Source organism: Vibrio fluminensis (genome assembly GCF_015278125.1).
GTDB lineage: Bacteria > Pseudomonadota > Gammaproteobacteria > Enterobacterales > Vibrionaceae > Vibrio > Vibrio fluminensis.
The window spans coordinates 19888-27111 of record NZ_JADILO010000043.1; the positions used below are offsets into that span (position 1 = coordinate 19888).

The following is a 7224-nucleotide window of genomic DNA, read 5'->3' on the forward strand; positions in this document are numbered from 1 at the left end:
TTTTTATATTTATGGTGTAGGGACTTTTTGTGCCAAAAATAAGGATGGACACTATGAGTCTTTATGATTCTATACTAGGGTTTGTAGAAAAATATATAGCACCTCTTGCCGTAAAGGTGGGTAATCAGCCGCATGTAAGAGCAATGCGAGATGGGTTTATTGTCTCGATACCGTTCATTATTGTCGGTAGTTTTATTTTGATTTTTGCTTTTCCACCATTTGATCCAGATACTCAAAACGCCTTTGGTCGAGCATGGCTGGATTTTGCGACAACACATTTTGATACCATTATGATGCCGTTCAATATGTCGATGGGCATTATGACGATATTCATCACTTTAGGTGTCGCATATAGTTTGGCAAAAGCGCATAAGATGGATGGTATCACCAGTGCCGCTTTGGCATTGATGTCTTATTTATTGGTTGCCTCACCATTAAAAGATGGAGGTTTACCAACTCAACACATGGGTGGAACTGGTGTATTTACTGGTGTGCTATCCGCATTTTTTGCTGTTGAGCTGTATCGTTTGCTGAAGAAATACAACGTTACCATTCGTATGCCAGAGCAAGTACCACCAGCAATTGCACGTTCATTTGAAGTGATGATTCCTGTATTGGCTGTATTTGTTACCCTCTACCCATTGAGCATCTTTGTTCAAGCGGAATTTGGTATGCTGATACCTGATCTTATTTTAGAAGCGTTTAAGCCACTAGTTAGCGCATCTAACTCTTTACCTGCGATCATTGGTGCACTTTTGTTATGCCAACTATTATGGTTTGCAGGTATTCACGGTGCAGCGATTGTTGTTGGTCTACTCTCACCTATTTTCCTAACCAATATTGGTGCCAACACCGAAGCCTTCATCGCTGGTGAACCTATTCCGAATATCTTTACTCAACCATTCTGGGATTTCTATATCTTCCTAGGTGGCTCAGGTGCAACGTTTGCATTGGTATTGCTAATGGCATTCAGCCGCTCTGCTCACCTTAAAAGTATTGGCCGCATGAGTGTGGTGCCTGGCTTCTTCCAAATTAACGAACCAGTCATCTTCGGTACGCCTCTTGTATTAAACCCAACGCTATTCTTACCGTTCTTACTTGTCCCTGTGATAAACGCGACGATTGCTTACTTTGCGGTTCATGCTGGTTTGGTTGGGATGGGTGTTGCAACGACACCATGGACAACGCCAGCCATTATCGGTGCGTCGTGGGGTAGTGGTTGGACTTTTGCGCCAGTACTTCTAGTTATTGCCTTGATGATTCTCGATATCTTCTTATACCTACCATTCTTCAAAATGTTTGAGAAGCAGGTGCTTGCAGAAGAGACGCCAACGGAAGACAAGTCAGCAGAACAACAAGCTTCAGGTCAAGGCGTGACCGCATAATTTAATTTTTTAAGTATTTTATTTTTCGGGAGGGAACATGGACCAAGAAATGGTTGTGATGGAAATCATCTGTAATGCTGGCGAAGCACGAAGCCTTTGCTTTGAAGCGCTTAAGTTAGCTCGCCAAGATGATTTTAACCAAGCACAAGATAAATTAGCACTCGGTAAAGAGTGCTTGAACAAGGCGCACTTGATGCAAACGCAGCTAATAGAGGCTGACGAGGGTCAAGGCAAAGTGCCAATGACTTTGGTGATGGTACACGCACAAGACCATCTGATGACAACCATTCTTGCTCATGAAATGGCGACGGAAATCGTCGCTTTACATCAGAAGTCTGTTGGATAGTGGAGTGGTAATATGGCAAGAGGTGCACTTAAACTCGCCATTATTGGCGGTGGCAGTAGCTACACACCTGAGCTTATTGAAGGTGTAATTAAGCGCCGTGCGTTTTTACCGGTGAGCGAGATTCATTTGGTGGATATCGATGCAGGTAAAGACAAACTTGAAACAATTCATGCGCTGGCAACGCGTATGGTTAATAAAGTCGGTGCTGATATAGAAATAAAAGCCAGTATAGATCGCCGCGAGGCAATCAAAGACGCTGACTTTGTAATGACGCAGTTTCGTGTTGGTGGTTTAAGAGCTCGCGCGAGCGATGAACGTATCCCACTTAAATATGATGTGATTGGTCAGGAAACAACGGGACCTGGTGGTTTTGCAAAAGCGCTACGTACTATCCCTGTTATTCTCGACATCTGTAAAGATATCGAAGAGCTCGCCCCAAATGCTTGGATGCTGAATTTTACTAACCCTGCTGGTCTAGTATCAGAAGCAGTGAATAAGCACACCAAGGTAAAAAGTATCGGCTTGTGTAATGTGCCAGTTTCAATGCGAATGATGGTGGCAGAAATGATGGCATGTGAGCCGGATGAGCTGCAGCTCGAATTTGCAGGACTTAACCACTTAGTATGGGTTCACAAAGCATGGCTACATGGCGAAGATATTACGGAAACCGTGATTGAAAAGGTAGGTGATGGCGCCAACTTCAGTATGAAGAACATCTTTGAGGAGCCGTGGGATCCAAACTTCCTTAAAGCATTAGGTGCGATCCCTTGTCCTTACCACCGCTATTTCTATCAAACGGATGCCATGTTGGCGGAAGAGAAGGAGAGTGCGGCGGAGAAAGGGACGCGAGCTGAACAAGTTATGATGACGGAAGAGTCGCTATTTAAGCTCTACAAAGACGTTAATCTTGATGTGAAACCGAAAGAGCTTGAAGAACGTGGTGGCGCCTACTATTCGGATGCGTCGCTGAATTTGGTCGATGCAATTTACAACAACCGCAATGGTATTCACGTGGTGAATGTACCAAACAATGGTGCGATCAACACCTTACCGGATGATGCGGTGATTGAGTGTAGCGCGGTCGTCGGTAACTGGGGTGCTAAGCCAGTAGCGGTCGGTCAGCTGTCTGCCAATGTGCTTGGTTTACTTCATCAAGTAAAAGCCTACGAGCAATTAGCCATTGAGGCGGCAGTGTTTGGTGATTATGACAAGGCGCTTATGGCGCTAGCCAATAACCCGTTGGTGCCGGACATTAAACGCGCGAAAGCTATCTTAAATGATATCTTACGCGAGAATGCCGAGTACTTGCCTCAATTCAAACTAACCACGCTTTAAAACCGTCGGTTAAATCGGAACTTAGCTGGGGAAAAGATGAAAGTAATTTTTAATGCAGACGACTTTGGTTTAACGGAAGGGGTGAACAACGGAATTGCCGCTGCCTTTCGTCAAGGCGTTGTACGTTCAACAACGTTTATGGTTGATATGCCTGGGGAGGCGCATGCGGTAAAGTTGGCTGCGAGCATGCCCGACCTGAAAGTGGGCTTACACCTGCGCTTTACGGCAGGTAAACCACTGACCAATCATAAATCACTGGTTGATGAGCGCGGTCTTTTCCCCGCTATTCCGGGATTCTGGCAAAAACAGGACTTTGATTCAGAAGAAGTCTATCAAGAAGTCGTAGCGCAAGTAGAGCATTACTTAGCGCTAGGGTTAGAGCTAAGCCATATCGATGGTCATCATCATGCTCATACCCATCCTCAAATTGCACCAGTAGTAACTCGGGTTGCTCAGCAATACGGAGTCCCAGTACGAGGTGTTGGATTGGTTGATCGTCAAGGGGTAAGTAGTCGCTACCTTTTTAGCGAGCAGTTCTATGACAACAAAATTTCGGTAGCGGATGCTAAGCAATTAATGTTGGATTATGAGCAAGAGTGTGAAGTGTTAGAAGTCATGTGTCATCCAGCGATAGTCGACGCTCAACTAAGGTCAATGAGCAGCTATTTAGCTCAAAGAGAGCAAGAGTTAGAGACATTAACTTCGGAAGAATTTATCTCCTTTTTGAGAGAGCGTGATATCCAAGTCACGGATTATTCCGTATTGGCTTATTTGTAGCTTTATCCCTGTGTATCATAAACTGTCAGTTTCATTTCCCCCTAACGTTTGGATTCTGGCAGTTTTTTTCTATTTCTACTCAACATTAATGAAGGTTATATGGCAAGGATAAAAGATGTCGCAGCACTTGCGGGTGTGAATCGTTCTACGGTATCAAGAATCATTAATGGTGAAGGGAAGTTTAAAGAGGAAACGAGAAAGAAAGTTGAGCAAGCAATGGCTGAACTCAATTATCGTCCCAGTGCTATCGCACGATCGCTTGCGACTTCCTCAAGTAATATGATGGGGTTACTTGTCACTTATTATACCGGTGGTTTTTTCGGTGCCATGATGGAGCAAGTACAAAACGAACTCGATCTCCACGCGAAGTTTTTGATTACCGCACAAGGGCATCATTCTAAGGAAGGGGAGCAACATGCAGTTGAACGTTTTCATGATCTTCGTTGCGATGGTTATATCCTACATAGTCGTCACTTAAGTGATGAGGATTTAGTTGAGCTTGCGACGCAGCATCCGCCATTTGTTTTACTGGATCGTGTGGTGCCTTCATTAGAAGAGCGCTGTATTCGTTTTAATCACCACACTGCGAGTACGTTAGCGGTAGAGCACTTACTTAAGCAAAATCATAAGTTAATTGGATGTATCTCTGGGCCGACATGTCGTGAGAATAGTTTACAACGCAAGCAAGGTTACCTTGATACTATGCAGGAAGCCGGGGTGACAGTGCTGGAATCTTGGTGTGAAGAAGGTAACTATGGTTCGCGCAGTGGTTATGAAGCGACAGAGAAATTGCTAGGGCGTCATCCAGAACTGACCGCGATTTTCTCTTGTAGTGAGGAGATGACGGTTGGAGCAATGCAGTATTTACATGAGCATGGCTTACGGGTACCTGAAGATATTTCTATTGTCAGTTTTGATAGCGTAGAACGTTGCAAAGAGCTTTATCCAGCGGTGACGTCAGTCTGTTTCCCTATTCATGATATGGCACAATCTGCTGTCCAAGTATTAATGGATCTGATCGCTGGTAAGGCGACACAAAAGAATCATGAATTTACGCCTCAATTAGTACTTGGCAAGGCGGACCGATATTTAGCTTAGGACTAAAGTCCTAATTACATCTGAAAATACTTAGCTATTCTTAAGAAAAACAATATCTTTGAGGGTGGCTATGTATCAACTAACTCCATATCTTTTTTTTGCAGGGCAGTGTGAAGAAGCACTTGAGTTCTACTCACGTACTTTTGAAGGGGTTGTATTGACTAAGCAATACTTCCGCGATGCACCTCAATCCATTGAAGGTGCTAACCCTGATTGGATCATGCATTCTGAAATCGAAGCGTTTGGTCTTAAGCTAATGCTTTCCGATGGAATGATTGTCAATGAAGTCTCAGGTAACAATGTGGCGTTGTCGTTAGTTATCGATAATCTTGATGATCAAGCACGTCTGTTCGATAAGCTTTCGCATGGTGGACATATTATGATGCCGCTGGAAGATACATTCTGGGGGGCACGATTCGGCAAAGTCGAAGATCAATTTGGTGTCCGTTGGATGTTGCATTGTAATCACTGATTCATGTTTTAATCCTTATAAGCGTCTAATTTATAAGAGATAGAGATGAAGTTGTAGAGTCTTTAACCTAGAATATCTCGCGTTTCGGGTTATTAGGTTCTACAAACGTGGCAAATATCAAGGTAACAGTTGATCGTATTCAGCCGGGGTTGCATGTGCGGTTGCCGGTGAAATGGAACGATCATCCATTCTTATTTAATAGCTTCAAAATTAAAAACCACGAGCAGGTACGAATTATCCGTCACTTGGGGCTTAAGTATGTCTACGTAAACATACAGCAAAGTGACACATCGCCTTTAGCAAGCAACGACAGCGTTGAGATGACAGACGCTAACTTGAATGAAGTAATGGACAAGCGCGCTAAGCAGTTGTGGGAAGAAAAACAGCAACGTATTGAACGTATGAGCGCCTATCGCCGAAGGGTTATTGAGTGTGAAAAGGAATTTGAGCGATCGCTAGCGCGTATGCGAGCGGTGATGACTAAGATTCGTAATCGTCCAGAACACGCGGTTGATGAAGCCTCTTTATTAGTAGAAGACATCGTTGATCGATTACTTGCGAATGAAGATGTCACATTACATATGATGAATGGCAAAAGTGAGTTTGAAGATATTTATTTTCACTCATTGAATGTAGCCGTAGTCTCGATGTTGATCGGCAAAGCGAAAAAGTTTGATGCTGACAAAATTAAACAACTTACGTTTGCCGCTATGTTTCACGACATGGGGAAAGTAAAAATACCCACAGCAATTTTACGCAAAACAACCCCTCTAAACGAACCTGAGCAAAATTACTTAAAACTACACACTAAATACGGTGTAGATATCGCAAAGAATATTGAGAGCTTTCCGGTGAGTGCTTTGAGAGTGATCGCGGATCATCATGAACTCATTGATGGTTCGGGGTATCCGTTAGGCCTAAAAGGTAATGAGATCGATGAGTTTACTCAGATAATCTCTGTCGCCAATGCGTACGATAATCTATGTCACAACCCAATCGCTACGAAACAGAAGATCCCCTATATTGCGCTTTCTTATCTATATAAGAACTGCAAGCTCCTTTATAACAATGAAAATCTCGGCATCTTAATTAAGTTTATGGGGGTCTACCCTCCAGGCACGGTCGTGCAGTTATCGAATAATATGGTCGGTATGGTGATTTCGGTGAACTCATCGAGTCTGCTTACGCCTAATGTAATGATGTATGACCCCTCTGTTCCACGGACACAAGCGCCGATCATCGACTTGGCAGAAAAAGACATAAAGATAGTGAATGCGATTTTACCTAATAAGCTGCCAGATAAAGTAAGAGAGTACCTTAACCCTAGAGCAAGAATTTCCTATTTCTTTGACGCTGATGATTAGTTATACACATGCTTTTGTGTGCAACCAGTGTGTAACTTGAGGGTAATTTGGGTGTAAATCTTGGGTTGATTAATACGTGCGCAGTTAAGCAGTTTTTATGGAAAAAAATGCAAATTGCACTTGCGCAAAAAATCTAACTGCCTATAATGCGCATCCACTGACAGGGCAGACGCCGCAAGGCTTCAGCGATAGTCAGAGAGGTAAAAGCTTCTGAGAAAATAAATTGAAAAAAGTGTTTGACTCTTTCAATTATCTCGCTAGAATTCACCTCCGCTTTGAGAGAAACTCTTAAGGCAAAGCTCTTTAACAATATAAACCTATCAATCTGTGTGGGCACTCGTTGATGATAATCCAATTAGAAATTCTCTCTTATAAAGAGGGGTTTCAAATTCGATTTCAATGAACTGAGTGACCAATTGATACTTCGGTATCAGCACAGTCAATTCA

General features: G+C 43.2%; 7 protein-coding genes. All 7 read left to right on the forward strand.

Going from position 1 to position 7224, the window contains the following annotated elements; genetic code table 11:
• Positions 1-53: 53 nt before the first annotated feature.
• The 7 genes from IRQ95_RS20385 to IRQ95_RS20415 all read left to right on the forward strand — a co-directional run bounded on the left by IRQ95_RS20385 (position 54) and on the right by IRQ95_RS20415 (position 6777).
• Positions 54-1385 carry a PTS sugar transporter subunit IIC gene (locus IRQ95_RS20385; protein WP_194439382.1) on the forward strand — a complete coding sequence of 444 codons (1332 nt, stop codon included), beginning with the start codon at positions 54-56 and terminating at the stop codon, positions 1383-1385.
• A gap of 37 nt (positions 1386-1422) precedes the next feature.
• Entirely contained in the window at positions 1423-1731 is a 309-nt protein-coding gene (locus IRQ95_RS20390) for a PTS lactose/cellobiose transporter subunit IIA (protein WP_194439384.1), read from the forward strand.
• Positions 1732-1743: 12 nt separating this feature from the next.
• The gene (locus tag IRQ95_RS20395) at positions 1744-3066 is read left to right on the forward strand and encodes a 6-phospho-beta-glucosidase (RefSeq protein ID WP_194439386.1); all 1323 of its coding nucleotides are present in this window, start codon (positions 1744-1746) and stop codon (positions 3064-3066) included.
• A 36-nt stretch (positions 3067-3102) separates the two neighbouring features.
• A complete protein-coding gene (gene chbG / locus IRQ95_RS20400) occupies positions 3103-3843 on the forward strand; it encodes a chitin disaccharide deacetylase (RefSeq protein ID WP_194439388.1) in 741 nt (246 codons plus the stop codon).
• 99 nt (positions 3844-3942) lie between these two features.
• Positions 3943-4941 (forward strand): LacI family DNA-binding transcriptional regulator, encoded by a 999-nt coding sequence (locus IRQ95_RS20405; protein ID WP_194439390.1) that lies wholly within the window; start codon positions 3943-3945, stop codon positions 4939-4941.
• A gap of 70 nt (positions 4942-5011) precedes the next feature.
• Complete coding sequence (locus IRQ95_RS20410; RefSeq protein WP_194439392.1) at positions 5012-5413, forward strand: VOC family protein; 402 nt, start codon at positions 5012-5014, stop codon at positions 5411-5413.
• A 107-nt stretch (positions 5414-5520) separates the two neighbouring features.
• Complete coding sequence (locus tag IRQ95_RS20415) at positions 5521-6777, forward strand: DUF3391 domain-containing protein (RefSeq protein WP_194439394.1); 1257 nt, start codon at positions 5521-5523, stop codon at positions 6775-6777.
• The last annotated feature ends 447 nt before the right edge of the window (positions 6778-7224 follow it).

What these genes read in the sequence shown, in the direction of transcription:
- IRQ95_RS20385 (WP_194439382.1), top strand. Translation starts at nt 54, where the DNA reads ATGAGTCTTTATGATTCTATACTAGGGTTTGTAGAAAAATATATAGCA.
- IRQ95_RS20390 (WP_194439384.1), top strand. Translation starts at nt 1,423, where the DNA reads ATGGACCAAGAAATGGTTGTGATGGAAATCATCTGTAATGCTGGCGAA.
- IRQ95_RS20395 (WP_194439386.1), top strand. Translation starts at nt 1,744, where the DNA reads ATGGCAAGAGGTGCACTTAAACTCGCCATTATTGGCGGTGGCAGTAGC.
- chbG (WP_194439388.1), top strand. Translation starts at nt 3,103, where the DNA reads ATGAAAGTAATTTTTAATGCAGACGACTTTGGTTTAACGGAAGGGGTG.
- IRQ95_RS20405 (WP_194439390.1), top strand. Translation starts at nt 3,943, where the DNA reads ATGGCAAGGATAAAAGATGTCGCAGCACTTGCGGGTGTGAATCGTTCT.
- IRQ95_RS20410 (WP_194439392.1), top strand. Translation starts at nt 5,012, where the DNA reads ATGTATCAACTAACTCCATATCTTTTTTTTGCAGGGCAGTGTGAAGAA.